The sequence below is a fragment of the Neorhizobium sp. P1_A6 genome (assembly GCF_056406795.1).
In genome coordinates, this window is record NZ_JBFTZM010000001.1 from 71,871 (window position 1) to 95,765 (window position 23,895).

General features: G+C 58.8%; 18 protein-coding genes. 10 read left to right on the plus strand and 8 right to left on the minus strand.

All coding sequences use genetic code 11. The annotated features are described in order from the left end of the window. Positions 1-259 precede the first annotated feature (259 nt). Positions 260-1,375: a sterol desaturase family protein gene (locus tag AC1D3C_RS00305; RefSeq protein ID WP_477481499.1), complete on the plus strand. Its 1,116-nt coding sequence runs from the start codon at positions 260-262 to the stop codon at positions 1,373-1,375. 28 nt (positions 1,376-1,403) lie between these two features. Continuing rightward, on the plus strand, positions 1,404-2,807 hold the full coding sequence (locus AC1D3C_RS00310; protein ID WP_477481500.1) for a hypothetical protein: 1,404 nt from the start codon (positions 1,404-1,406) through the stop codon (positions 2,805-2,807). 22 nt (positions 2,808-2,829) lie between these two features. Here AC1D3C_RS00310 and AC1D3C_RS00315 read toward each other — a convergent pair whose 3' ends face one another. Further along, positions 2,830-3,759: a glycoside hydrolase family 16 protein gene (locus tag AC1D3C_RS00315; protein ID WP_477481501.1), complete on the minus strand. Its 930-nt coding sequence runs from the start codon at positions 3,757-3,759 to the stop codon at positions 2,830-2,832. A 42-nt stretch (positions 3,760-3,801) separates the two neighbouring features. After that, on the minus strand, positions 3,802-4,926 hold the full coding sequence (locus AC1D3C_RS00320; RefSeq protein ID WP_477481978.1) for a glycosyltransferase: 1,125 nt from the start codon (positions 4,924-4,926) through the stop codon (positions 3,802-3,804). 199 nt (positions 4,927-5,125) lie between these two features. Between AC1D3C_RS00320 and AC1D3C_RS00325 the strand changes: the two genes are divergently transcribed. Both AC1D3C_RS00325 and AC1D3C_RS00330 read left to right on the plus strand, forming a co-directional pair. Then, a complete protein-coding gene (locus AC1D3C_RS00325) occupies positions 5,126-6,772 on the plus strand; it encodes a GMC oxidoreductase (RefSeq protein WP_477481502.1) in 1,647 nt (548 codons plus the stop codon). Continuing rightward, positions 6,756-7,769: an NAD-dependent epimerase/dehydratase family protein gene (locus AC1D3C_RS00330; RefSeq protein ID WP_477481503.1), complete on the plus strand. Its 1,014-nt coding sequence runs from the start codon at positions 6,756-6,758 to the stop codon at positions 7,767-7,769. The genes AC1D3C_RS00325 and AC1D3C_RS00330 overlap by 17 nt, the downstream gene beginning before the upstream one ends. A gap of 44 nt (positions 7,770-7,813) precedes the next feature. Here AC1D3C_RS00330 and AC1D3C_RS00335 read toward each other — a convergent pair whose 3' ends face one another. The 3 genes from AC1D3C_RS00335 to AC1D3C_RS00345 form a co-directional block, all read right to left on the minus strand. After that, positions 7,814-8,107 carry a hypothetical protein gene (locus tag AC1D3C_RS00335; protein ID WP_247135172.1) on the minus strand — a complete coding sequence of 98 codons (294 nt, stop codon included), beginning with the start codon at positions 8,105-8,107 and terminating at the stop codon, positions 7,814-7,816. Positions 8,108-8,247: 140 nt separating this feature from the next. After that, positions 8,248-9,582, minus strand: coding sequence for a polysaccharide biosynthesis/export family protein (locus AC1D3C_RS00340; protein WP_477481504.1), 1,335 nt, complete (start codon positions 9,580-9,582; stop codon positions 8,248-8,250). 27 nt (positions 9,583-9,609) lie between these two features. Then, positions 9,610-10,728, minus strand: a complete 1,119-nt coding sequence (locus tag AC1D3C_RS00345; protein WP_477481505.1) for a glycosyltransferase — start codon at positions 10,726-10,728, stop codon at positions 9,610-9,612. A 285-nt stretch (positions 10,729-11,013) separates the two neighbouring features. Between AC1D3C_RS00345 and AC1D3C_RS00350 the strand changes: the two genes are divergently transcribed. The 4 genes from AC1D3C_RS00350 to AC1D3C_RS00365 all read left to right on the plus strand — a co-directional run bounded on the left by AC1D3C_RS00350 (position 11,014) and on the right by AC1D3C_RS00365 (position 16,808). Then, a complete protein-coding gene (locus tag AC1D3C_RS00350; RefSeq protein WP_080719378.1) occupies positions 11,014-11,733 on the plus strand; it encodes a sugar transferase in 720 nt (239 codons plus the stop codon). Between the two features lie 289 nt (positions 11,734-12,022). Then, positions 12,023-14,053 (plus strand): glycosyltransferase, encoded by a 2,031-nt coding sequence (locus AC1D3C_RS00355; protein ID WP_477481506.1) that lies wholly within the window; start codon positions 12,023-12,025, stop codon positions 14,051-14,053. After that, positions 14,050-15,723 (plus strand): Wzz/FepE/Etk N-terminal domain-containing protein, encoded by a 1,674-nt coding sequence (locus AC1D3C_RS00360; RefSeq protein WP_477481507.1) that lies wholly within the window; start codon positions 14,050-14,052, stop codon positions 15,721-15,723. Before AC1D3C_RS00355 ends, AC1D3C_RS00360 begins: the two co-directional genes overlap by 4 nt. Beyond that, the gene (locus AC1D3C_RS00365) at positions 15,720-16,808 is read left to right on the plus strand and encodes a glycosyltransferase family 2 protein (RefSeq protein ID WP_477481508.1); all 1,089 of its coding nucleotides are present in this window, start codon (positions 15,720-15,722) and stop codon (positions 16,806-16,808) included. The genes AC1D3C_RS00360 and AC1D3C_RS00365 overlap by 4 nt, the downstream gene beginning before the upstream one ends. 5 nt (positions 16,809-16,813) lie before the next feature. On the opposite strand, the gene AC1D3C_RS00370 is transcribed toward AC1D3C_RS00365, so the two are convergent. Both AC1D3C_RS00370 and AC1D3C_RS00375 read right to left on the minus strand, forming a co-directional pair. Continuing rightward, on the minus strand, positions 16,814-18,250 hold the full coding sequence (locus tag AC1D3C_RS00370) for a lipopolysaccharide biosynthesis protein (protein ID WP_477481509.1): 1,437 nt from the start codon (positions 18,248-18,250) through the stop codon (positions 16,814-16,816). A gap of 86 nt (positions 18,251-18,336) precedes the next feature. Continuing rightward, positions 18,337-20,301: a hydrolase gene (locus AC1D3C_RS00375; protein WP_477481510.1), complete on the minus strand. Its 1,965-nt coding sequence runs from the start codon at positions 20,299-20,301 to the stop codon at positions 18,337-18,339. A gap of 304 nt (positions 20,302-20,605) precedes the next feature. On the opposite strand from AC1D3C_RS00375, the gene AC1D3C_RS00380 reads away from it, so the two are divergent. Both AC1D3C_RS00380 and AC1D3C_RS00385 read left to right on the plus strand, forming a co-directional pair. Continuing rightward, on the plus strand, positions 20,606-22,024 hold the full coding sequence (locus tag AC1D3C_RS00380) for an NAD(P)-binding protein (RefSeq protein ID WP_477481511.1): 1,419 nt from the start codon (positions 20,606-20,608) through the stop codon (positions 22,022-22,024). A gap of 7 nt (positions 22,025-22,031) precedes the next feature. Next, the gene (locus AC1D3C_RS00385) at positions 22,032-23,108 is read left to right on the plus strand and encodes a glycosyltransferase family 4 protein (protein WP_477481512.1); all 1,077 of its coding nucleotides are present in this window, start codon (positions 22,032-22,034) and stop codon (positions 23,106-23,108) included. Positions 23,109-23,128: 20 nt separating this feature from the next. On the opposite strand, the gene AC1D3C_RS00390 is transcribed toward AC1D3C_RS00385, so the two are convergent. Continuing rightward, positions 23,129-23,725, minus strand: a complete 597-nt coding sequence (locus tag AC1D3C_RS00390) for a hypothetical protein (RefSeq protein WP_477481513.1) — start codon at positions 23,723-23,725, stop codon at positions 23,129-23,131. Positions 23,726-23,895: the final 170 nt, after the last annotated feature.

The following is a 23,895-nucleotide window of genomic DNA, read 5'->3' on the forward strand; positions in this document are numbered from 1 at the left end:
GCCAGGACGGCTCAACGCGATACCATCCACCGGCGATACGGAGATAACCTAGGGCTCGGCTCGGAAAACGACCGACCTTGGGTTTTGCCGTAACTTACGAAGCATGGCGAAGGCTCGAGCCTTGGGGCGGATAGGGCACGAGCCTTGGAACGGATCGTCCGGCAGTTCGTCGCTGCGTTGCATGCCTTGCCACCCATAGCGACCATACACAGTCCCCCAATGCGTCCTGACGTGAAGCACGTTCGGCTCCACGCAACGAGTGAAAGGGATCACGATGGAAAATCTACAGGCATATTTTCTGAATTTTCCGCAGTTCGCCGTCACGTGGGGGATCTTCTTCGGCGCGGGCTTGCTGAGCTTCTTCTTCCTGCTGTGGAGAGACCGCTCGGACTTTTCATTCAGGGAAATGTTCGAACACTGCGTGCCTTTCAATGTGCTCACATCGAAGAGTTTCCACATGGATGTCATCATCTATGTCTGGAGAAAGCTGACGGATCTCGTTTTCGTCGCCCCAGGGCTCGCGGTCACGGCTCTGGTATCCAGCGCGACGGATTTTGGCCTGCAATCCGTCTTTGCCGATTTTTCGCCGCTGGGTATCAATTACGTCGTGACGTTCTCGTGCACGATCGTGATGCTGATTGCCGCCGAGTTCGCCGATTACCTAGTGCATTACCTCGAACACAAGGTGCCCGCCCTGTGGGAGCTGCATAAAGTCCATCACTCGGCCGACTTCCTCAACCCCCTGACATCCAAGCGCGGCCACTCGTTCCCGCTGGTCTATGGTGGGATCGCCGCCGGTGTGATCACCGGCACATTTGCTGGGCTGTTCATGTTCCTGTTCGGCATCAGCCTCGTCGAAGCCGTCGCCCTGCGGGCCGTGGCGAGCAAGATATTCACCATCTGGACGCTCGATCCCCTCAAGCACTCGCATATTCCGGTCAGTCTGGGTTGGTTCGACCGATTCCTGATCAGCCCCCACATGCACCAGATCCACCACAGCAAGGTCGAGCGCCATTGGGACAAAAATTTCGGAACCAACCTTTCGATCTTCGACTGGATGTTTGGAACCGCCTACCGGCCTGAAAGAGGAGAAAAGGCGGTGTTCGGCATCTCCGGCTACAGCGACGCCTCATTGCAGAAATTCAATACGTTCAAGGGAGCCTATTTCGATCCGGTCCTGAGGAGCTGGAAGGCGATTGTCGCGCAGGTGCGCCCCGACGCCCGTGCCAAGCCTGGCGCCAAAAGGGACACGCCGACTTTCATTATCGAAACGCAGAAGAGGGCGGAGCAAGGCGCCGATACGGCCGGTTCGGCTCCGGCCGCCATCGGCCCACGATCTCCTTCGCCGGCATCAAATAGCGGAACGATCGGCTGATGGGCGCTGGCAACGACAGGTATCGCGCATGAGTTTGGAGCCCATCGGAATATTCACGCTCGTTCTGGGGCTCTATTGCCTGTTTGCAGGATACCATACGAGCATCGTCGTGTTCATCGGCCTTTCCGTTTTCGGTGCCGCAGCCGCGATCCTGATCGGATCCGCAAACATCCAGCCGGCGCACCTTTTTCTCGCATTCCTTGCCCTCAGCGTCCTGACCTATCGAGACAAGTTCAACATCGCGCTCAAGGCACTGTCCTTCCCCAAGCCCGGGTTCTGGCTGGCGTGTCTGCTGATCTACGGAACAGCGTTGGGTTTTTTCGCGCCGCGCCTGTTTGCCCGCATGACGGACATCATCCCGCTCGGCGTTTCCGAATATCCATCCACCGGCCGCACTGTGCCTTTGGGGCCGGTCTCCAGCAATTTTACCCAGGCGGTCTACGTTTCCGCAGATCTTCTTGCCTATGTCCTGATCCTGGCAATCGGATCCACCATGGCCGGCTTCAGGGCGATTACCGTCGGGGTTCTGGTATTCGCCGGCGCGAATGCCTTCTTTGCCCTGCTCGACATCGCGACCTATGGCACTGGGGCTCAGGACGTCTTTCTCTACATCCGCAACGCGCAATACACATTTCACGATGATGACGTCGTCGCCGGTGTCAAGCGTATCGTCGGCTCATGGCCGGAGGCGTCGGCATTTGCCGGCATCAGCCTCGCCTCAGTCGGGTTTACCGGCACGCTGTGGCTCTGCGGGCGCGACCTGAGATGGAGCGGCGCCCTTTTCCTTGTCACGACCCTGCTGGTAATACGGTCCACGTCGTCGGCGGGCCTGTTGGCTTTGCCGCTATGTTTCGTGATCCTGTATATCACCGCCTTCTTCCGTTCCGGCGGGCAATCCGGAACCCGGAACAGTTCGTCGGTCGTGTTGTTTGCACTGCCGCTGATTTGTCTCGTCGCATTGGTGATTGCCCTCAACGATGCGCTTTTCCGACAGCTCTACGACTATTTTGACCTGCTCATCTTCAGCAAGTCCACCTCGTCTTCCGCGGTCGAACGCGGCTCCTGGAACACCTATGGATACCAGAATTTTCTCGATTCCTACGGTCTCGGGGTTGGCCTCGGTACCTCCCGCACGTCGAGCTTCCTGTTCGCTCTGCTCTCCAATGTGGGAATACCCGGAACGATCATGTTTTCGCTCTTTGCGATTTCGGCATTCTCGAAACGGCGCGGGACGCCGCGCACCTTCACCTCGGATATCCGGCTTGCCGCGCGCAACGGCTGCGCCTGCCTGATGATCGGGGCCATGGTTGCGGGACCGACCGTCGATCTCGGCCTTGTGTTCTTCATCCTGGCCGGCCTTTCGAGCGCCGAGCCGGATGGCGAAGCGCTGACCGCTCCGGCGACCCGCTACATGACGGCAAAGGTGAGTTGATTGCGCACCTAAAGCTTGTCCGTCAGGCATAGACCCGGAAATAATCGACCCGCATGCGGGTGAGCGTGTCCGCGGGCAAGAGCGGCTGCGGATAAGGGACATCGGAACGCAGCGCGAGCGTGAGGACCGGCCAGAACACGTCCTGATCGGCGTCGAGTTGCGCGGAGCGGTTGATCGTCCAGACCGCCGGCATTCCGGTCTTGGTATCAACGATGGGCTGCCGCTCGAAATAGATGGTGCATTCGGTGTCGGTGACCAGCACCCCGTATCGGCAATAACCGGCGGTCATGTCGATTGGAGTGGGCACGCCGGTTCCTTCATTATGCTCGCCGGGTTGCCCCCATTCGTGCAGATAGGCCCCGTAGAGCGTCGGCTCCCAGCCCTTGTGCTCGACGACGTCGATTTCGATGCTCGTCTGAGGACGAAGGATGCTGCGTCCGTTCATCATCCAGAAAGCCGGCCAGCTCAGCGGGTGTCTCGGAAACAGCATCCGCGCCTCGAAATAGCCGCGCCGCCAGCCTTTGAGGACCGTGCCGTCGCGCTTGGCCGTCTGAATATTGCCCGATACCCACTGAAATTCGGCGAGGTCGTTGCCGTAATAATTGGGGACCTTCATCGGCCGTCCGATGTGTTTTGCGGCCACTTCCAACGCCTTGCCGTCGCTCGCGTTCGCGTCGTCGACGATCGCATAGGGGTTGAAGCCCTCTTCGCCGCGATCTCTCGCGAAAGCCGAACGGCCGTAAAAGCCCGGATCGGAGGTCGTCGGCTTCGGACCGGCGCTCCAGGTCGACCAATCGAGCCTGGTGAAATTGTCCTCGAATATCAGGGCTCGCCCGCTGGTGGGGTCCTCCGGGCGCGCTGATGCCTTCGATCGCCAAACGAGACCACCGGCGAGGCCCGCCGAGGCCAGGGCGCCGACGGCGAATGAGCGGCGGGACAATAACGTCGTCATGATCCACCTCACGTCGTTTCATTCAGGCTGGCCCGCAAAGACCTATGCCGCTGCCGCACGCCGCAACGCGTTGGCATGCACCTCAAGCACCCGCTCCGGGCTGTAGCAGTCAATGAACTCCTGCCGGAAGCCGGCGTGGGCCTGCTCGGCACGCAGATTGTCGCAATAATAGATCATCGCGTTCACGAGCTCCTCAAGACGATCCACCGGCACGAGCAGGCCAAGCCTGCTGTCGACGAGGATGTCGCTCGGGCCGAATTCGCAATCCGTCGCGATGACCGGCAGGCCGAACCGCAAGGCTTCACAGATTGCCAGCGACCATCCCTCCCATCGGGACGTGGAGACGTAGACGTCACTTGCCGCCAGCGCGGGCTGGGGATTTTCGGGATGATGCTCCAGGCTTACCACGTCCGCGAGGCCGCGACGGTCGATCTCGGCGCGCAGGGCCGCCTCCCCGTCTCCATAACCGACGATTTTCAGCAGGACATTGCTGCGTTTTTTCCTCAGCTCGGAAAACGCGGCCAAAAGAATGTCCTGGCCTTTCTGAAAGGAGAAGCGACCGATATTGATGAACGTGACGTTATCGTCGACGCGTGCTTGGCCGGCATCGGAAAGGTCAAACTTTCGCACCGGGTTCGGCACCCAATAATGCGGCCGCTTGCTCTTGAACATCGCATTGAATGAGGTGAGCTGCCGCGGCGAGGTTCCGAAAACCGAGGCGATCTTCGGCAGGAAAAGTGTCTTCATCAAGAGGAAGAGTATCTTGGCTTTGATATGGCTGCGCTCCAGCTTCGGATTGCCGTGAAGATGGACGGCAAACCGGCGCCGGATGCCGATGCAGGAGGCCATGCAGATCACCGTCGGCTCGATCTGCGGCACGACGATAAGGTCATAATCCTTGCTCGCAATGACCTTCCGGAAGTTGCGCATCAGCTCGATCCGGCTCGAAGCCACGCGGTCGATAATCGTGTAGTTCCTGCCCTCCGGGCGATTTTTGTGAACCGACGTGTAGAGGACGTCCACTTCGAAGTCGCTCCCGTACTGATCCGTCAGGCCGGAGCAGATCGTATCCACGACCCTTTCGATACCGGCGAAAGCGCTCGTACCCGGTTGGACGTAGAGAATCTTCAAAGGTGTATGGGCACTAAGTCTTTCGGAGTAGAGCATGGTTGCTATTTGCATATACCTAACCTCTTTGAATTTTCCGAAGACCATGTATAGTAAGGAAAATCTCCTATAAAAACGTCGGAAACATCCCTGCTGAAACATTAAGTTAAAACTGGCGGAATACAAAGAAATTCTTCACCGCCTAGCGCAATAACATTGATACAATGTCGATGAGATTGCAACAGCAAAGGTTTTCTGGATGTCCGTCATCGAATTAAACGCGATTTCGGGGAAAACTGTACTTCCGCTACCAGCCTGCAACATCTGCATTGTCGGGTCAGGACCTGCCGGCGCGACGCTTGCGCAGGAATTGTCGAATACGAACCTACGCGTCACTCTTCTGGAGAGCGGCGGCATGGCCCGTGATCCCCTGATGGATGCGCTTGACGAGATCGACAATGTCGGTCGTCCGCGGGCGGGTGACCAGTGGTCCGTTCGCAATCGTATCGTTGGCGGAAGCTCCCACACCTGGGGTGGACGTTGCGGCCCCTTCGACGCCATCGATTATCAAGAGCGTCCTTGGGTTCCGTATTCCGGCTGGCCGATCGATGGCGCGGATCTCGAACCTTATCTGGCACGCACTGCCTCCCATCTCGGCCTGGCTCTCGGCAATGGCTACAATGATGAACGGTTCTGGGTGATTGCCAACCGCCAGCGGCCGGCACCCGACCTCGATCCGGCAATCCTGATCCCTTTCTTCTGGCAGTTCAGCCGGGACGCGGAAGAAGCTTACCCTTATGAATATATGCGCTTCGGTCGTCATGTGGCCAAACGGATCGGCCCCAATGTCACACTCGTTACCGGGGCGACCGTGCAGAGCGTCCAGATATCGGCGTCGGGGGATGCCGTACGCGGCGTGCGATTTGCGGCGGCCGATGGCAGCCAGCAGGTATTGACCGCATCCATCGTGATCCTGTGCTGCGGAGGCATAGAAAACGCCCGCATACTGATGAACTCCGACGAGACGAAACCTCATGGAGTGGGAAACGATCATGACCAGGTGGGGCGCTACCTCATGGATCATCTGAGGGGTTCGGTGGCGACCTTTTCGCTGCCGGGTTCCGATGCTCTTCAAAAGCGCTTTGGCCGATACAATGTCAGCCGCCATTTCTTTCGCGCCGGATTTCGGCTGAGTCCCGATATCCAGCGGCGCGAACAGCTGCTCAACTGCGCCGGCTGGCTCGGCGAGGTGTTGGCAAAGGATGATCCCTGGGATGCCTTGCGACGCATGGCGGGGCGCACCCCGAAACTGCCGCAGGACCTGTTCCATATCATCGCGAACAGCAATTTGCTCGTCAGGGGGGTGAAGGACTTTCTGGGCGCCAAGAATGGGGTCCCGCGTAAGCTGACCGACCTCGACCTGCAATGCATGTGCGAGCAGGTGCCCAATCCCGACAGCCGCGTGACCTTGTCGGAACGACGCGACCGGCTGGGCATGCGCTTGCCGCGAGTGGACTGGCGCAGCCACAGCGACGAGTCCCGCACGATGCGCAGAATGGCGGAATTGGCTGTCCAGGAACTGCCGAAAGCCGGGCTGCCCGCGCCGAAGCTGGAGGAATGGGTCAAGGACGGCGCCGAAATTCCCTCGACATTCGTCGATGTCGCTCATCCGACCGGAACAACGCGCATGTCCACGCAGCCCAGGCATGGCGTCGTCGATGCCAACTGCGAAGTGCATGGCGTCAGCGGTCTCTTCGTGCAGGGCAGTTCTGTCTTCCCAACGGCCGGGCACTGCAATCCCACCCAGATGATCGTCGCACTGGCTGTTCGCCTCGCCGATCACATCAAGATGAAGCACACATATCGAGAACCAGTTCCGGTGGCGGCCGATGCCAGATTTGCTTAAGGCAAAGCCAGTTCTGGTGACCGGCGCGACCGGCAGGATCGGCAGGATCGTCGTCACGGATCTGATCGAACGCGGTTATGCCGTACGTGCCACCACATCGAAACCATTGGCGACGGATAGGGGCGAGGTTGACGATCTCCTGGAGTGGCGGCGGTTCGACTTCATGACGGATGACAATTGGGAAGGGCTGGTCAAGGGCTGCTGCGCGGTCCTGCACCTTGCGGCCGAGCTCGGCAAGATGGAGCGTATGCAGCGGGTCAATGTGGAGGCCACCCGACAACTTGCGCAAGCCTGCGAGCGTCAGGGTATTGCCGCCTTCTGTTATGCCAGCACCGTTTCGGTTTACGGGAGTGGACGAAAGCGCCAGATCGAGGAGGCCTCGCCGGTATTGACCGCTGATCGGGATATCCCCTCGCAATACTGGGCTCTCGATTATGTTCGAATGTATGGGCGGACCAAACTGGCAGGCGAGCTTGCATTGCGCGCCGTTGCAAGACAGACCCGCTTTACGATCGTGCGGCCTGCCGTGGTCGTCGACATCAACCAGATCATCGGGATTCGTGACTGGAACCCGATCAAGCGACTGCTCGGCGCCCACCGCCATGCGCATCACATCTATGTTCGCGACGTCTCCGATGCGATGATCTGGCTTGTCGTGCGTAGCCTGGCGGGACACGGCCAGCCGGGGCAGGTCGAGGTCTATAACCTCGCGGAGGACGATTGCCCCGACCCACGGCATATCGATTTCATGCGAAAGGCTTTCGCCGTCAGCCATGACCGACGCTACAGAAGCGTGCCGATACCGGCAGTCGCCGACTGGCTTCACGATTTCCTGAGATTCAGAACCCTGCCTTTGAGAAACCCTCTGTGGCGAATGCGCTTTTCCAACCAGCGCCTGAAGGAGGCCGGCTATCGCTTTCGTTACGGCATGGCAGAGGCCCAACGGCTTGCGCTTTCCGCCCTCGAAAAGGGCGTCGAAAATAGAGAAGCCGGGTGACGAAGCGCCGCGTGACTGCACTCAAATGCCGGGTCTTGAGCTTCTCATTCTCCGGAGTATTTCGAATTCACGCCCAAAGAGGATTGCTCCCGCTCGTTTACCCGTCTCCGGACATAGAGAAGATAGAAGATTCCATTCATGGCGACACAACCCGCCTCAAGCGCCACTGCCACCAGGAACGCCCAGGTCAGCGCATCGGATACCGAATAATCGAGGACAATTGCGGCTGTCGCCAGAATGATGACGACTGCCAGAACGACAAGCGTGAAGATCAAAATTGGCAATCGGGCTGCGCAAAGCAAGCCGACGATGAATGCAATGACCAAGTCCCAAGTCATCAGCGTCCTTTGACCAGTTTCGTCTCCGGTATTTGAGAATTTTATTCTAACATGTGCTGAATGTCCCTAGCAAGCGGGAATCGGCTAGCTTCCAGCTTCGGGCAGGACGGCGATTTTGTGCTATCAGCTCCGGCTGCGGTCTAGAAATTCTTCGGCCGAGTATCTCTCGCTCGTCTTTCCACCCGCACGACGTCGCCGGGGCCTACCTCGTCATTGTCACTGACGACCAGGGTCTGCATCGCTCCATTGATTGTCCGATTGACCTTGATGACAAACGCCGGCTCGCCGTCGGCTTCCAGCGCGGCAAGGGCGGCGGGAGCGCGCAATTCGATATTTGCCAGAAGCGCACGCGCCGTTTTCGCCTTTTCGGAATTGGCCGCCAATCGATCGCGCAGATCCACGGCCTCGGTCAGCGCGTCACCTCTGTATTTCTGGCGAAAATCGCCCATTTCCTGATCGAGCTTGGCGAGATCCTGCTGCGTCTTGAGAATTGCAAGCGAGACATCCAGGCTGCGGCTTTCGAGATCCGCGACGCTTTGGTTTGCGCCCAGTTGCCGAGACGATACCGTCAAACCTTGGGATACCATCTTATTGATGGCATTCAGATCCTTTGCCGCCATTTCGGTCTGCCTGGCGAGCGAGCTTTCCTTGAGCCGCAGAGTTTCGAGCTGGTTCGTGGCCAGAATCTTGGCCTGGCCAAGCCTGTCGAGCTCCGTGTTCATCAGATGCTGCCGGGTCTCGAACAATGCCTGCTCATCCTGCATCACGCGCGCCAGCGCCGGTCGGGAGGCTTGCGACGTCAGATCCTGCGGGAACGAGACCGTGGTCGCGCCGGCCAGAAGCGCCTCGACACGCGCTTGACGCGCCAGAAGGCCATAATGTTCGAATTCCAGTTGGCCGAGGTCTCCGTGACTGACCAGCGCATCGCGCTGAAGAGCGAGCATTTCAGGATCTCCCTGCCCAAGCCCGCCAGCCATGCTGATTGCCTGGATCACCGTCAGGCCGGGGACGTAGCCGTATTTCCCCGGCTTGGACACCAAGCCGGTTACGAAGAATGGTCGATAGACCGAGACCTCCACGGAAGCATTGGGCCGCTTTTGCAAGCCGACCTGTTTCTGAAGCTGTTCCCCGATCAGGCCTGATACGTCATCCAGCGTCTTGCCGGCGACCGAAACGGTGCCGATGATCGGAAGCGACAACGTGCCTGCGGCGGAAACGGCGAATTCACCGGTCAACGGCACCCATTCGAACGCCACTCCGGCATTCGGCCGCCATTCGAAAACCCGAATTTTAAGAACGTCCTGCGGCCCGAGTGTGTAGTCGGCCGCACTTGCCGGAATGCCCGGGGAAAAAACCGTAAACCAGGCCATCAGCACCAGGAGAAGCTTGGCCAGGTAACAGAGCCGGGAGGTTGGTGCGGCTGATGCACTGACATCCGTCGCAAACGGGCACTGCAAGAAACTCAGTTGCTGCATCCGGTCACTCCTGTTTCTCCAGTTGGCTTACGCTATTCGCACGTCATCCCAGATCGGCCCCTGCCCGGTGAGATGATTGGCGTAGGACCTGAATTTGTCGATGAAAACCGACGTCCTGAAATCTTGCGCCCGCGCCACGGCATCGGCGGGATTGAGATCCATTTTATCGAGACGCTCCACGGCATCGATGACGGCCTCGACCGACTGGATGGGGAAAAATACACCGGTCTTGCCGGCGACGACGGTTTCTGTCGCTCCGCCCCGTCCATAGGCGATGACAGGGCGACCGCTCGCCATCGCTTCAACAGGCACGATGCCGAAATCTTCCTCGCCCGGAAATACCAGTGCCCTGCAGCGTGCATAGTGGTGCTGAAGGACGTCGAATGGCTGGGCACCCATGATTGTCACGGTCGGTCCGGCGATCTTGCGCAGGCGAGCCAGCATTTCGCCGCCGCCGATGACCACCAGCTTCGCCTTCATCTGGTTGAACGCTTCCACGGCAAGATCCGGGCGTTTGTAACTCACCAGTTCCCCGGCCATCAGATAATAATCCTCGAGGTCGCAGGTGGCGACCGGTCGAAAAGCCTGGGTATCGACGGGCGGATGAATGATCTGCGCATCCCTGCGGTAATAGCTCTTCACCCGCTGCGCCACCGTCGTGGAATTGGCGATGAATTCATCGACACGGCTGGCCGCCGCGACATCCCAGGTCCGCAAATAATGGGCCAGCGGCGGCATCATCATCCGCGTCAACCTGCCGGAGGTTTCATAGTACTTATTGTACATGTTCCAAATGTATCGCATGGGCGAATGACAGTAACAAATATGGATAGCTGGCGAGGTAGGTATTACTCCTTTTGAGGGTCCCGACTCGCTACTAATGACGAGGTCATACCCGCTGAGGTCCAGCTGCTCCAATGCCATGGGCATCAACGGCAGATATTTTTTGTACATCCGCTTCGCATAGGGCAGGGAATCGATGAAGGTCGTCTGGATACGATGCTTCCGGATTTCTGCTGAAATTACAGCAGGATCATACACATGGGTGTAGATATCGGCGCCCGGATAAATCCGACAGAGCGCCTCCAGGACCTTTTCACCGCCCCGCATTCCGACCAACCAGTAATGGACGATTGCCACCCGCATGAAGTCTCCCCAATGACCGAGCAATAGGCCAAGTTCTTTAGCCATTGCAGCAATTTGGCTCACGCTCTAGATCGAAAGAAGTAAATATAATTATCTACCCCAGAATGTGCAGTTTAATTCGCACATATATCGGTAAATATTACGATACATTCCATGATTGCCTAAATAGTGCGCCGCAATAAAAGTATTGTCAAATGAAATACCAAGAGCTAACGTGGTGTGGATGCCGCTATAGATTGTCTGCCCATACCCTTTCGTCTTTTTCCTAGAGTACGGAGCCCGCAGATGAATGACATGAATGTCAGTGGTAATTTGAATGCGATGAACGGCACGCATCTTCAGGCACCCGAACAATTCGCTTTCCCGAGGATCGGAAACGAGGCCTCTCATCGCCTCTCAGTCTATCTGAAACGGGCTCTCGACACGGTCATTTCCCTTATCGCCCTTATCGTTCTCACGCCGATGATCGTGATGCTGATCGCCCTGCTTTATGCCGTTCAGGGTCGCCCGATCTTCGTTGGGCACCGCCGGATTGGCAAGAATGGGGTGATGTTTCCCTGTCTCAAGTTCAGGACAATGGTCCCCAATGCCGACGAGGCTCTGCTTCGGCATCTCTCCGCCAATCCATCGGACGGGGCGGAATGGGCCGCCACGCGCAAACTGAAGAACGACCCCAGGATTACGCCGCTCGGCGCCTTGCTGCGCAAGAGCAGTGCGGATGAGATACCACAACTCCTGAACGTGGTACTGGGGCAGATGAGCATCGTCGGCCCTCGCCCGATCGTACCGAGCGAGGCGGAGTTCTATGGTCGCCACTTCGTGGATTACATCCGGGTTCGGCCGGGCCTGACTGGGCTTTGGCAGATCAGCGGGCGCAACGACATCAGTTACAACGCACGCGTCGAACTCGACATGCGTTATGTCCGGGAACAAAGCATCTGGGGGGATATCGTCATCATGGCCAAGACCGTCCCGGCGGTCCTGCGCGCACACGGCAGCTATTGATCAATCACCCGATCCCGCGGGGGCGGTTAAGACACGGCGGACGTTCCGCGGGATCGAGCGCATACGGCAGACGCAATGCAATAGCATCGAGGGATCAGCACATCTTGCAAGCCAGTTTTGAGATCGTAAGCATAAACTTTCAGCAAAAAGAGACCGCCATCTGCTTCTCGCTGCGGCCTCGTTTTTCGCAAACCGGAAAATTTGTAGATGGGCGGGGCTCCCTCGTCCACCGCCCTTGGTCTTTGGACATAGCGCCCTCCTTCCGCGCGAACCATGATGGAGGGCAGCCGTGAGCTCAATCGAGCACTGCACCATCAACGGGCGGTTCCTGACGCAAAGTGCGACCGGCGTTCAACGTTATGCGATGAATGTCGTCAAAGCTCTCGACCGCACCTTCGGTCATGACGAACGCCTGCCGATAATCGCGCCCGTCGGCACACCGGACCCGGGTTTTGCCCGACTTCCGCTGGTCACCGCTGGTGATTTCGGCGGGCACGCGTGGGAGCAGGCCGTGCTTGCCCGGGCTTGCCGGGGGCCGCTGCTCAATCTTTGCAATTCGGCACCCGTTGTTAAGAAGGATCAGATCGTCTGCATCCATGACGCCAACATTTTCGCCGCCCCGGAAAGTTATGGCCGCGCCTTCCGTATGGCCTACTCGCGGCTGCATCCGCTTCTGGTTCGACGGTCCGCTCGCATCGCCACGGTCTCTCACGCATCAGCGCGGCAACTTGCCCGCTACCTGCCTGTCCGGCAGCAGGACATTGCCGTCCTTCCCAATGGCCATGAACACGCTCTCGAGTGGGACGCCGGGCTGGCGAAGGTCGCCCCGCAAATCGTCGGTGCCATAAGCGCAAGAGGCCGCCAATTCGTCCTGGCGCTCGCCTCCCGTGCTCAGCACAAAAACCTTGGCTTGCTGATGAAAGCTGCGGAGGCTCTGGACGACCTGGATATCGACATCGTTGTCGCCGGTGGAAGTGCCGGCATTTTTGCCTCCGACCTTCTCGAAAAACGGCCGAACCTCCTCCTCGTGGGGCGGGTGTCGGACGACGATCTTGCCTATTTCCTGAAACATGCACTCTGTCTGGCGTTCCCCTCCATCACCGAGGGCTTTGGACTGCCCATTGTCGAAGCCATGGCTTTGGGTTGCCCCGTCGTGGCGTCCGACTGCGCGAGCATGCCCGAAGTATGCGGTTCGGCGGCGCTGATGGCCTCTCCCTTCCAGCCGGAGGAGTGGATCAGGCATATAGCGGCCCTGAAGGGCTCGGATCTGCTCAAAGGCGAGTTGCGCGGCCGGGGCTTGGAGCAGGTTCGCAACTTCTCCTGGACGAACACCGCAGCGGGTTATCGAGAACTGCTCCAGGACCCTGCGAAAGGCCTCGTTCCCCGTAAATCCTCCAATTCGACGGAACTCAGCCTGGCGGTTGTCATCGCCACGCGCGGCCGCCCGGCCATCGTCAGCGCGACGGTGCGCCATCTTCTCGCAACCCAGACGGTTCGACCGGATACGATGGTGGTGTCCTGCGTCGATACGTCCGACGTCGGCGACCTGGTCTCCGATCCCAAAGTGACGATCGTCACCGGAAAGGCCGGCCTTGCGGCCCAACGCAACCGAGCGCTCGCCAACCTGCCCGCCGGAACGGACGTGGTCGTCTTTTTCGACGACGATTTCGTCGCCCATAGGAATTGGCTGGCGTCCGCCCTTTGCGCGTTTCGCGATGAAAGCCGCCTCGTCGGGCTGACGGGGCACGTGATCGCCGACGGAATCAAAGGCCCCGGCATCCCCTTCGATGAGGCCCTTCGCCTTCTGGATCGCGCGCCATCCCCTGGTTCGAGGTGGCATGAACCCTACAGTCCCTATGGCTGCAACATGGCCTTCCGCATGTCGGCCATCGGCGACGCAAGGTTCGACGAACGGCTGGTCCTGTACGGCTGGCTGGAGGATCGTGACTTCGCGGCCGCACTTGCCAGGCAGGGTGGACGCTTCGTCAAATCGGACGAGGCCTGCGGCGTACATATGGGCGTCAAGAGCGGCCGCGTGAGCGGTGAACGGCTGGGATATTCTCAGATCGTCAACCCGCTTTACATGATGCGCAAGGGCACCATGACGCTCGCGCAGGTTGCCGACCAGGTTCTGCGCAACATCACCAGCAATTTCGGCCGGCTGTTATGGGCGGAACCGTTTATTGATCGACGCGGGAGGGTCAAAGGCAATCTCATGGGCCTTGCCGATGTTTTGCGGGGGCGCCTGGAGCCTGAGCGTGCTGCTCGATTGCCAGTTTTCGACGCTCTTGCGCTGCGGACCGGAGGAAAGGCCAAATGACTTTCAACAGGCCCGGCCCTCTGGAGGACGCTTCCCGTCTGTGGCGCATGGATCGCGAACCGATGGGCGATGCCGGCGAGGGCCCACTCGCGCTGTTGCGCCTGATGATCGCGCTTGCGTGGCGCAACAAGATGCGGCTTATCGCGTGTACGGCGGCGGGGTTCCTGCTCGCCTTTCTTTATGCGAACTCTCTTCCCCGGGTGTACAATGCCACGGCAACGCTTCTGCTGGAGCCGCGGCAATTTGCTTCCGCAGGCCGCGACATCAGCGGGCAGCAGAACCTGGATCTGAACAGCGCCGAGAGCGAATTGCAGATTATTCGTTCGGAGCGGCTTCTATCCGCCGTGTTCGAAAGCCTTGTCCTTCAAGGCGACGCCGAACTCGGCCCCCGGCCGCCCAAGGAATTCAGCGGCCTGGCGGTTCAGGTGCAGGACACGATGTCGACGCTCGTGGACAATGGGTTGACGACGCTTGGGAAGACGTCGAGGCGGGCCGAGGATTCACTGGATCCGACCGCAGATCCCCGCGAAAACGCACGCCGCATTGCTTTTGCGAATTTCGTCAAACGGCTGAGCGCGCGGCGGGTGGGGCAATCTTACGTCGTCGAAATCGAATTCTGGTCGTACAATCAGAACCTTCCTGCCCGCGTCGCAAACGCCATGGTGTCGGGATACATCCTGCAATCGATTGCCTCAAAAGAACAGATGGCGCGAGCTGGCACGGACACGCTGCAAGGACGACTGGACGCGCTGGCTATCCAGGTCAATGCCGCCCGGGAGGCAATGAGGAACGGCACGTTGCCGGCGGTGGCCACACCGGATGCCGATGCCCGGATCATCGGCGCCGCACTTCCGCCACTCGATCCCTCCGGTCCGCGCAAGACACTGATCGCCGCATTGGGTGGGCTGTTGGGGTTCCTGATCGGTATGTCGACCATAGCCATCAACGTGGCCTTCGATCGCCGGGTACGCGATGCGAAGGAACTCTCGCAGGAATCTGGCATTCCATGCTTGGCGATGGTTCCGGACACCGGAAAAACGGCAGGCCTCGGGTGGCATTTCGATAGCCCGGCGCTTCAACGATACGCAAGCGTCATTCGCGACTTGAAAACCTCCGTCGATGTCGCTTGCGCATCACAACGGCGGGAAAGAAATATCGTGATCGCGTTCATCGGGGCAACGGCTGCGACCGGTGTTTCGACCCTGTCTCTCAGTATGGCGCAGCTTCTCAGCCGAAGCGGCCACCATGTGACGTTCTTCTACTCGGGGCTGCCGTCCATGGTCGAAGAAACATCCAGTTCCTCGACCTCCCTGGCCGACGTGGCGATCTCAGGTCTGAAGGCGGATCAACTGTCGTTCGGCAATCTCGATGGCATTGCCACTCTGCCGATCCACTCGATAGACCCGCATATCAATATTTTTGCAGATTTCCGTCATTCCAGCGTGTTGCGGATTCTGGAAACGGCTCGATTGAAGGGAGATGTCATCTTCGATCTTCCGGCCCTTGATAACTCCCTGGATGCGCTGGCACTGGCATTTCATGCCGATGCCGTCTTGATCGTTGCAAAAAGCGGACGCACGACAATTGACGAGGTGAAAGACGTTCACAACCAGTTGCGGCGCGCTGGTGCGCCGGTGATCGGCACCGTAGTCAACAGGGTCAGGTCATGACCGCAGACCCCGTGACTTCCCGAGAAACACCTCCGCAGGTGCAGGACTCCTTCGGAGCTGAGCGATCCGCGGATGATCCGGAAGGCAGTATCTGCAAGCTCGCGATCATCATCACCTGCTTCAACTATTCGCAATTCATCCGGCGCGCGGTTGAAAGCGTCCTTTCGCAAAAGTGTAGGCAGTGCCAGATTCTCGTGATCGATGATGGTTCCACCGATGGTTCGTGGGAGGTGATCCGCGGATTGGGAGTGCGTGCGTTTCGGCTTGCAAATGGCGGTCAACGCAAGGCCTGTCTTTTTGGCCTTGAGCAGACACAGGCACCCTTCGTCCTATTCCTCGATGCCGATGACGAACTCCTTCCCGAGGCATTGGAGATGATCATCGCCAACCTGGACGATGGCGTTGCAAAACTTCAGTTTCCGTTGAAGAGGATCGATGTCGACGGCAATGTCATCAGCGGCCCGATACCCGAACTCCAGGCGTTCAGAGGGCGTGAACTGGCCGGGCGCGTCTTACGCACCGGTGTCTACGCGACGCCCCCGACCTCGGGCAACGTCTTTAGACGCGACGTGTGCGAGCTCCTGAAGGACGCCGACTATGACAGGGCAGTCGATGGCATTATCCTGTTCGCTGCTCCATTCATCGGCGACGTGGTGAGCCTGCCGCAGCCGCTGGGTCTTTACCGGGTCCATGACCGCAACGATTCCGGCTTCGGTGACGAATTGAATACGCAGGCTTTGCATCGGGATCTTCAGAGATTCGTCGCCAGGACGGAGCATCTGCGCCGGATCCTGCCAGGCTATGGCTATCGGTCCGGTCTCGTATCCCCCGAGCACGCCTATTTCTATCGCGAGCGGCGCTTTTATCTAGCCGTGGCGGAGGACGAACGGATTTCCTTTGCCAGCCTGTCCGGACTTGTGGGGCGGCTGTGGCGGGACAAAAACCCGCTGCGGATGAAGGTTTCCATGACACTGTTTTTCACGGCCGTCAGTCTGCTTCCCAGAGATCGCGCCCGAAAGGCGCTTGCCTATCGTCTGAGCGCCGGGACCCGCTCGACGCGCGGGCTCATTCGGGCGCTGACCTGAGCGGATTAGCGATCGACCAGGTCAGGTCTTCCGGATGCAAGGGCAATCCGCATGCCCAGCCCGAACAGTGTCGCGATATAAGTGGCTGCGCCCGCGCCCGCTACCGCGACAAGCTGTATCACAACGGGCAGACCGGAGGCCGGCATTCCCGTTCGCAACCAGATGACGACAATTGCCATGACGGCCGCGGAAGCCAGAACTTTCCAAAGGTTCCGGATCTGCTGCCATGGCCCCAGCCCGAACAGCCGCCGTGCCTCGGCAATGTAGAAAACAGCCATGACGGAAGCCACCAGAATTCGGGCAATGCTCGCTCCATGGGCGGCGAACAGATAGAAGCCAATGGAGATCAGAACGACCCGGAAGCACAGGTCGACCGTATTGAGCCTGAAAATGACGGAGGGTCGATCGAGAGCGAGGCTCGCCGAATAGAGCGTCTGGAAATACGGTATCGGAATGACTGAAAGGGCGAGCAGGCTGAGATAGGGAGCCGCGTCGCTCCATTGCGCTCCGAGCAGGATAGCGGTCACGAGATCTGCCGTCAGGGAGAGGCCGACGCAAACGGGAAGCGAAATCAGCATCGCGAAACGACTTGCCTTGAGGAAGCCCGTCCTCATTCGGTCTGCATTCGAACTAATCTGCGAAAAAGCTGCCATGACCGGCTGCAGCGCCGGACCGATTATGCTCTGGGTCGGGATGACGGCGATGTCACTTGCAACGGCGTAGCGGCCGAGCATGGCGCTGTTTCCGGCAGAGCCGATCAGGAAACGATCAAACTGCCAATTCAAGGCGGATACCAACTGCGCCGAACTGAACCAGCCGATAAAGCCGGCAAAATCCGGGAGCCGCTTCAGCGAGAAGGCGGGTCTGTAAGGGGCCACGGCATAAGAGGCAATGGTGGCGACAAATGCGGTGGTCACGAAATTGACGACGATCGCCCAATAGCCGCCTCCGGCAACCACGGTGATGACAGCGGCCGCAAAAGCGCAGAGCTTGCTGATCGTTTCGATCGCGAATGTCGGGCGGAATTCGAGCGCGCGGGCAAAATGCACCATGGCCGGGCTCATGAATCCCTTCGCGATAGGGCCGAGCGCCATGGCGGCGATCACCGGAACGAGCAAGGGATTTCCATTCATCAGCGAATACGGCCAGGTCGCAACCAGGAAGATCGCGGCGATCGCCGAACTTCTCAACACGCCGAGTGTGAAGCCGGTATCAAGGTGGCTCTTATCGAGCACCGGCAGTCGCACCAGTGCCTGGGTGACCGGAACCTCCAGAACCGTATCGATGACGACGACCAGCGCCATTGCGAGTGCCGCCAGTCCAAAATCCGTCGGGGACAACAGGCGGGCGAGAATGAGTACGTTGAAAAAGTCGATAAACCGCCCGACAAAGCGGGAAAAGACGAGCCAACTGGCACCTTTGAGAGCTGCGAACGCAAGCATTCTTCACACGCCTCTGTCTCACCGCCGGCTCCATGAACGAGCAAGCCTGCTTCGTTTCCGTCGTTGGTATTGTCCTCGAATGCTCTTTAACGGTTCAGTTTGGCCGAAAAGCCTCGAAGAACATGCGCCATTCCAACGGCGCGGAGCAAGGCTGGCTTCAACCGCGGAAATTCCTGCGCAATCGCTCCTTCGCGCCATAGCTGAGATTTCACGGCCATCAACTTTCGTGCCATTCCGGCTCGTGTCGCCGGCGCGACAGTCGCTATGAACTCACCTCGCCCGAAATCAACCGATCGGGGAGCGACACCCAAGGCGATCACATCCGCCTTGGACGGGTTTATGATCGCTTGCTTAAGTCTCAACCAGGCCCGATCCGCATCGCCTAAAACCTGAGCGCCGCTGGAGAGACCATGGATATAGCGTAGCGCGCCGGTGAGAAGCGGATTGCCAACGGCCGGATCGAGCCTGCCGAAACGAATCTCTCCCGAATTGCCGATCACCGTGCCGTCATGTCCCATGCTGAGCGTCTTGACGGAAGGTATGGCCGGCTCAAAAAGGCTCTCGATGATGTGCCAGTACCGCAGGACCACTGTCCTCGTCTTGAAGGGATTGTAGAAGCGATCCTCCACCACGAGACCAGCCACATTGGGGAAATGGTCTTCGCTAAGCCCCTTGTAATTGCATCGCGCAAACTGCACCGTTTCGAAACGATGCTCCGGCAGCCCGGCGGACAGAAGCCTCTGGGTGCTGCCGTAGAGCCCGGTATCGCAGAGAATAATACGTTTGGCATCACCTGCGATTTGCGCGATGTGGATCTTGAAGCAGTCATTCTGACTGTCGATGTCTTGCGCGACGGCGCTGCCGGCTGTTGTATCGAGCATGCCGAAAAAGCGGCTCGCATCAAAAACCTGCTGCCACTCGTCGGGTAGATTATAAGAACCGTTGCCGAGCGCATGGGCAACGGCAGCGAAACTTGCGCATTCGAATTCGCGCTCCAGTTCGTCGAGGACAGCCGGGCTTCTGGCCGCCACCGCTGAGCGGGCAGCAATCAGACGCGAAATCAGGATGTTCTCGCGCTTCAACGAAAGAGGCAGGTCGAGCACGGACTGGAGGCGTTCGAAAGCTTCCCGTATGCCAAGTCCCCCGCGCGCGCAAAAGAGCATTGTCGCATCACGGTCCGAACTCGCCTGCTGACCATATAGCCATAAAAAGAGACAAAATTCTGCGACGATCGGACCGAATACATGTTCGCCGAAGTGAACCTGATCGCCGATTGGCGGTATGGCCCCGCGGGAGCCCGATCCACTTTTGACTTGCCGCAGCCCTTCCGCCAGAGCTCCGTTGCCCCGTGAAACGAGCCGCTTGAGGCGGTTCTTCGGCATATGGATGGTCTGTATCCCCATGCTCTTTGGGACGAGGCAATCGGCGAGGAGGTCGTCACCGATGTGCAGGGCGCGCGAAGCATCCACGCGTTCAGCCTTTAGAACCAGAGAAAACAGGTCGCCCTGCCGCTTGCTAGCCTTCAGATCCGCGCTTGAATAGATCTCGTCCAGGAGGCCCGGGCCGTGAAAATGGTCGATGAGCTCGCCGACTTTTTCACCGGACAGCCCCGTATCGGTGATTGCCACGACCCTCACACCGGCTTGACGATGGCGCCGCAACAGCATGGCAAAATCACCATTCGCAAAAAGCGCCCGCTTTTCGACTTCAATCTCGATAGCGATCCGCTTCTCTATCACGGAACGCGACAGCCCGAGAATGGCGACTTGGCGGCTGATGACATCGCAAAGGCACACCTCGCCCCGACCGCCTCCCATGTTCAAGGCACGATATGCCATCTTTTCGGCAAGCAGCCTGGCCCGGATCAGTTCGTCGGGGCACATGGGCGAACCCTGGCCCTGCAGAAAACGGGCAAACATCTTTTCACCCGCAATGATGCGCGACCGCCGGGACAGGCCGTTGCGCAACAAAAGGGTATCGAACACGTCTGTCGCAATCAACTCTATGGAATGAAGGGGCCGATTGAGATCGTCGAGGCTCCGTCGCGGCATCCAGCATACCCCTCGCAAATTACTGGAACCAGCGCGCCTTGACGGGCCAGCGCCAATCCAAATCCCTGATAGAAAATTTCCCCCGAACGCGTCCGAAGAAGAAGAACGCATTCGTGCCGATGGCAGAGTGTAACAGACATAGACAAATGCCTTCAAGTTAAATTACTATATACCAATTAGTATATCTGCCAAAAATATCACCACTCCGGTATTTATTTGAACAATAACGAGGCACACGCAATATATATTGGATTTCCCGTTCTGTAATAACTCGGAAGTACTAGATCAAACGATGGAGACCTGCATGCAGGAGGCGAAGTTCCCCACCCCTCAAAAGGCGGCCGATCTGGAGTATGATGCCATTGTTTTGGGAGCGGGGGTTAGCGGTCTCGTTTCAGCCGCCGTGCTGGCCAACCAAGGATGTCAGCAAATCCTGGTCGTCGATGAATACGGCCACATCGGCGGGAACCACATGGACTGGTCGACGAATGGATATACATTCGACATCGGAAGCCTGATTTTCCAGGACGATTCCCCTCTGCTGACGCATTTTCCCGAACTCCTCCCTCTCTATGTGCCGATCGAGCCTCGCTGGGGACGGTTGAATCCCCAGAAGATGGTCACGGATTATCCGATTTCGCTGCGCGACGACATTTTGCGGGCCGGCGTCAAGGGGATGATGCGCATCTTCGGGTCGGTGTTCTATGCGCGGCTGTTCCAGCGCGAAATGCGCAACGCAAGAGACTTTTCACGCTACTGGATCGGCGCCGAGCTTCTCCGGCGGTCCGGTCTGGAATCCTATATGCGGAGGTTTTACGGGATCGCGCTTGATCAGATCGATATCGATCTGGCAAAAAAAAGGATGCTGTGGATCAGCGAACATGCCTCGCTGGGCAACCTCGCCCATCGCCTTTTTCGTCGCCGACGCCAGGGTCCGACCAACAAGCAGCTCGCCCGCCCCAAATCCGGATTTGCGCCCCTTTACCGGCTCGCTCAACAAAACCTGGAGAACCGAGGGGTGCAATTCGCCCTGGGCGTCAAACCAGTCGCAATCGACCGATTGGAGAACGGCTTTCAATTGAGGCTGGAGGACCGGGTGATTACCGCAGGCCGGCTGTTTTCGACGATCCCGATCGAGCGGGTGCAGGCCCTGTGCGCTATCGAGCGGCGCCACGTTCTCAATACCACCACCCTCATCAGCCTCTATTTCAGCTTCAGCGGAGAGCGTGGCTTTCAGCAGCCGATCATCTACAATTTCTCGCATGATGGTGCATGGAAGCGCTTGACGGTCTATTCCGACTTCTACGGCCAGGCCCACGGGCGGGAATATTTCGCCGTCGAAGTCGTTGCCGACCGACCGGACAGCCCGGTTGAAATGGCCGAATTGGATTTTCGGGCGCACGTTGCGGCGAACGGGCTGTTTCGAGGGGATCTGAAACTCGAAGGCGCCCAAGTCCTGACCAATGCCTATCCCGTCTACAGCCGGGACGCCGCGCGCCAGGCGGATGAAGCCATCGCTGCACTGCGTGCGTTTGGAATCCAGTCCTACGGACGCCACGGCGGGTTCAACTACCAGCCGACAGCCCGTGTCTCCACCCTCGATGCGGAAGCCGCTCTCGGATTCGAACGGAAGGTCTCTCAGCCGCCGGGAGCGGTCGAGACTTCTCCCCAGACGGAGCCGGCACCCTCGCCGCTTCTGATATCCTCTCCCACAACCCCGTGAGCCCAATATGCGGATCATGCATGTTCTGAACCACACCCGGCGATTGAACGGCAATGTGCATGCGGCTGTCGACCTTGCCTGCGCTCAGGTAAAGCTCGGCCACACTGTCTGCATGGCAAGCGGTGGAGGCGATTTCGGCGGATTGCTTGCACGCAACAGGGTGGAAACGGTTTTCGTCGATCAGCAGAGAAAGCCTCTCACCGTGCTCAAGTCGCTTTGGGCGCTGCGACGCCTCGTCCGCGACTGGAAGCCGGATATCGTGCATGCGCATATGATGACGAGCGCCGTTCTTTCGGTTCCTGCCTGTCGTTTATCGTCGACGCCGCTCATTACCACCGTTCACAATGCGTTTGAAAAAAGCGCCGTGCTGATGGGGCTTGGCACATGCGTGATTGCCGTTAGCGACGCCGTCGGGAAATCGATGCAGGAGCGCGGCATATCGGCATCGAAACTGCGCGTCGTTCTCAACGGCACAATCGGATCAGCACGGTTCGAAGGGCGCGACAGGACGCCCGCGTCCCTTCACAACCCAAGCATACTTTTCGTCGGAGGGCTGCATCCCAGAAAAGGGTTACCCGACCTCCTGGAAGCCTTCCGCCTGGCGCACAAGCAATATCCCGACAGCCACCTTTATATCGCCGGCGGCGGGCCCTTTGAGGACGCCTACCGGCAATTGGCCAGCGAAACGGGCTGCGCAAGCGCCATCACATTCGTCGGCGCCATCGACGAACCGTTTCCCTACATGTTAGGCGCCGACATCTTCGTCCTTCCCTCCCATGCCGATCCTGCCCCGCTCGTCCTGTCGGAAGCGCGTGAGGCGGCCTGTGCGGTGATCGGCGCGGACGTGGATGGCATCCCGCAGCTGCTCGGTTTCGGAGAGGCCGGGATCCTTGTCCCACCGCGCGATCCGCAAGCCTTGGCAGCCGTTCTCTGCGACCTGCTGGCGGATCCCGAGCGGCTGGATATGTGGAAGGCAAGAAGTCAGCTGCATATCAACAATCTGACGATCGAGCGCGTCGCCCGCGAGACGCTCAGCGTCTACAAGTCCGCCTTATCGCCTGGAGCCGAGGTCGTCCCGGCCTAGTCGTCGGGGGACGTATCGGATTAACCGCGGCCGAGCTGCCGCTTCAGGTAACTGTCGGCGTGTGGATCGGCATAATGGAACAGCGCCGTCGCCCGCACAGCGCCTTCATCGACAGGCTCATTCGTGTGAATGCTGCGGTAACCCCAGAAGAGATAGAGATTGCCGGGAACCAACGACACATGCTTCACGCCCTTTCCGCCGGATGCGCGACTGCGCAGGATCCGCTGGGTGAGCGCATTGTCGAGGATCGCTTTGTCGGCGAGATTGAAGAGGTAATTCGATCGGATTCCACGGGTATTGGGGATAATCAAGAAGTCGCCGCGCTTGCCGAATTTCGGGATTTCGATCGGTAGAAGTGCCGTGATCGCGTAGGAATCATAGTGGAAGATCAAGGAATGTTCCGTCGCGCTTTTACCCGTGAGGCAGCGAAGAATCTGATAGAATTTAACGTCAGGCGCTGGCCGGCCTAGACCGATGGAATAGAGGCGGGAAAAGAGAGCCTTGAATTCCGGGGAATTGCCGAGGTCGTCGAGGCCTGATCCCGCGAGCTCATCGCTTTTCAGCGAAATCGTCTGGCGGCCCTCGCGCGTGATCGTGGTGGAGACAAAATTTTGCATCTGGCTGAGATCTTCGGCTGCCAGGAAGTTGGGAGCGCAAAAAATTCCGTCTTTGTTGATTTCATGAGCGATGCCACGAACATCCCCATCCGATAGCGCAGACAGCCACTGTTTGGCATTGCTGAGATGAGACATGGCAGGCTCCGTAGCAGCACGCGATTCTGTCCTGG

Coding starts and splice junctions, on each gene's coding strand:
- AC1D3C_RS00375 (WP_477481510.1), bottom strand. CDS start 20,301: ATGCCGCGACGGAGCCTCGACGATCTCAATCGGCCCCTTCATTCCATA.
- AC1D3C_RS00385 (WP_477481512.1), top strand. CDS start 22,032: ATGCGGATCATGCATGTTCTGAACCACACCCGGCGATTGAACGGCAAT.
- AC1D3C_RS00320 (WP_477481978.1), bottom strand. CDS start 4,926: ATGCTCTACTCCGAAAGACTTAGTGCCCATACACCTTTGAAGATTCTC.
- AC1D3C_RS00335 (WP_247135172.1), bottom strand. CDS start 8,107: ATGACTTGGGACTTGGTCATTGCATTCATCGTCGGCTTGCTTTGCGCA.
- AC1D3C_RS00340 (WP_477481504.1), bottom strand. CDS start 9,582: ATGCAGCAACTGAGTTTCTTGCAGTGCCCGTTTGCGACGGATGTCAGT.
- AC1D3C_RS00350 (WP_080719378.1), top strand. CDS start 11,014: ATGAATGACATGAATGTCAGTGGTAATTTGAATGCGATGAACGGCACG.
- AC1D3C_RS00330 (WP_477481503.1), top strand. CDS start 6,756: ATGCCAGATTTGCTTAAGGCAAAGCCAGTTCTGGTGACCGGCGCGACC.
- AC1D3C_RS00315 (WP_477481501.1), bottom strand. CDS start 3,759: ATGACGACGTTATTGTCCCGCCGCTCATTCGCCGTCGGCGCCCTGGCC.
- AC1D3C_RS00345 (WP_477481505.1), bottom strand. CDS start 10,728: ATGCGGGTGGCAATCGTCCATTACTGGTTGGTCGGAATGCGGGGCGGT.
- AC1D3C_RS00380 (WP_477481511.1), top strand. CDS start 20,606: ATGCAGGAGGCGAAGTTCCCCACCCCTCAAAAGGCGGCCGATCTGGAG.
- AC1D3C_RS00365 (WP_477481508.1), top strand. CDS start 15,720: ATGACCGCAGACCCCGTGACTTCCCGAGAAACACCTCCGCAGGTGCAG.
- AC1D3C_RS00370 (WP_477481509.1), bottom strand. CDS start 18,250: ATGCTTGCGTTCGCAGCTCTCAAAGGTGCCAGTTGGCTCGTCTTTTCC.
- AC1D3C_RS00390 (WP_477481513.1), bottom strand. CDS start 23,725: ATGCAAAATTTTGTCTCCACCACGATCACGCGCGAGGGCCGCCAGACG.
- AC1D3C_RS00325 (WP_477481502.1), top strand. CDS start 5,126: ATGTCCGTCATCGAATTAAACGCGATTTCGGGGAAAACTGTACTTCCG.
- AC1D3C_RS00310 (WP_477481500.1), top strand. CDS start 1,404: ATGAGTTTGGAGCCCATCGGAATATTCACGCTCGTTCTGGGGCTCTAT.
- AC1D3C_RS00360 (WP_477481507.1), top strand. CDS start 14,050: ATGACTTTCAACAGGCCCGGCCCTCTGGAGGACGCTTCCCGTCTGTGG.